The sequence below is a fragment of the Acidovorax sp. KNOB132 genome (genome assembly GCF_057541515.1).
The window spans coordinates 1-2,051 of record NZ_BAAJYT010000429.1 but is presented as its reverse complement, the minus strand read 5'-3'; the positions used below and the strand labels follow the sequence as shown (position 1 = coordinate 2,051).

The following is a 2,051-nucleotide window of genomic DNA, read 5'->3' as shown; positions in this document are numbered from 1 at the left end:
ACGTGGCCTCGCTGCTGCTGGTGGTGTTCTCGGTGGGCATCGGCGTGGGTTCGCTGCTGTGCGAGGTGCTGAGCCGCCGGCACGTGGAAATCGGCCTGGTGCCGCTGGGCGCCATCGGCATGAGCGTGTTCGCCATCGACCTGTACTTTGCCTCCCGCTCCCTGCCGCCCGCGCCGGAGATGGGGCTGGGCGCCTTCGTGGGGCAGGCCGCGCACTGGCGCGTGATGGCCGACCTGGCGCTGCTGAGCCTGTTCGCCGGCCTGTACAGCGTGCCCATGTATGCCCTGATCCAGATGCGCAGCCAGCCCACGCACCGGGCGCGCATCATCGCGGCCAACAACATCCTGAACGCGCTGTTCATGATCGGCAGTTCGCTGATCGCCGGCGCGCTGCTGGGGGCCGGTTTCTCGGTGCCGCAGATCTTCCTGTTCACGGGCATCGCCAACGCCATCGTGGCGTTCTACATCTTCCTGCTGGTGCCCGAGTACCTGCTGCGTTTCGTGGCGTGGGTGGCCTCGCGCTTCGTCTACCGCTTCAGGATCCGGGGCGACGAGCACCTGCCCACCCAGGGCGCGGCCATCCTGGTGTGCAACCATGTGAGCTTCGTGGACGCGGTGCTGCTCATGGCGGCCAGCCCGCGCCCGATTTACTTCGTGATGGACCACCGCATCTTCCGCGTGCCGGTGCTCGGCTGGCTGTTCCGCCTGGCCAAGGCCATTCCCATCGCCCCGCAAAAGGACGATCCGGCGGTCTATGCCGCGGCGTTCGAGCGCGCCGCGCAGGTGCTGCGGGAAGGGGATTTGCTGGCCATCTTTCCCGAGGGTGGCATCACGCGCGACGGGCAGCTGCAGCCGTTCAAGGGCGGGATCATGAAGATCCTCGAGCGCGCCCGCGAAGAAGGCGTGGCGCCCCCGGTGATCCCGATGGCGCTGACCAACCTGTGGGGCTCGTATTTCAGCCGCATCGAGCGGGGCACCGCGATGGCGCGGCCCTTCCGGCGCGGCCTGTTCAACCGGGTGGGCCTGAACGTCGGGCCGGCCGTGCCGGCCACGCTGGTGCAGCCCGATCTGCTGCGCGAACGGGTGGCGGGCCTGCTGGCCGACTGAAGGCCGTCATTGCAGAGGCCCCGCCGCGGAGGCGGGGCGCGCCGCCTCAGGTGACGGCGAGCGAGGCCAGCCCCTGCAGCCGCCGCTGTTCTGCCGACGCCTCGTCGGTGTCGTCCTCCTCGCGGGCGCGCAGGCTGGCCTGCACGATGGCATCGGCATCCACCGCGAAGTGCGCCCGCAGGGCGGCGCGCGAGTCGCTGCGGCCGAAGCCGTCGGTGCCCAGCGTCACATAGCGCCGGCCCGGCGGCACGAAGGCGCGCACCATCTCGGGCAATGCCACCACGTAGTCGCTCGCGGCGACGATGGGCCCGGACGTGGGTGCCAGTTGCTGCTCGAACCAGCTGCCCACCGCATCGCGCTCGCCCTGGCGCCAGCCGCGCTCGCAGGCCTGCCCCTCGCGCGCCAGTTCCACGTAGCTCGTCACGCTCCACACATCGGCCGCCACGCCGTGCTGCTGCTCCAGCCGGTCGGCGGCTTTGAGCACCTCGCCCAGGATGGCGCCGCTGCCGAAGAGCTGCACGCGGTGCGCCAGTGCCGGCGCGCCCTGCCGCAGCCGGTACATGCCGCGCACCACGCCGTCGTGCGCGTCGGCGGGCAGGCTGGGGTTGGCCACGTTCTCGTTGGTGACGGTGATGTAGAAGAATTCGTCGATCTGCGCCTCGACCATGCGGCGCATGCCGTGGTCCACGATCACGGCCAGCTCGCCCGCGAAGGCCGGGTCGTAGGCACGGCAGTTCGGAATGGTGGAGGCCATCAGGTGGCTGCTGCCGTCCTGGTGCTGCAGTCCTTCGCCGCCCAGCGTGGTGCGGCCCGAGGTGGCGCCCGATGAGAAAGGCCGCGCGCCCGCTGGTCGGCCGCGGCCCAGATCAGGTCGCCCACGCGCTGAAAGCCGAACATGCTGTAGAAAATGTAGAACGGCAGCATCGACAGCCCGTGCGTCGAATA

At 70.2% G+C, this 2,051-nt stretch carries 1 protein-coding gene and 1 pseudogene; one reads left to right on the top strand and one right to left on the bottom strand.

The features are described 5' to 3' along the window. The coding region (locus AC27IO_RS23390; protein WP_498741056.1) for a 1-acyl-sn-glycerol-3-phosphate acyltransferase at positions 1 to 1,106 on the top strand (1,106 nt) is incomplete at its 5' end. Positions 1,107 to 1,152: 46 nt separating this feature from the next. On the opposite strand, the pseudogene AC27IO_RS23385 reads toward AC27IO_RS23390, so the two are convergent. Then, positions 1,153 to 2,051 (bottom strand): annotated as a pseudogene (locus AC27IO_RS23385) (transketolase-like TK C-terminal-containing protein); the annotation flags it as partial.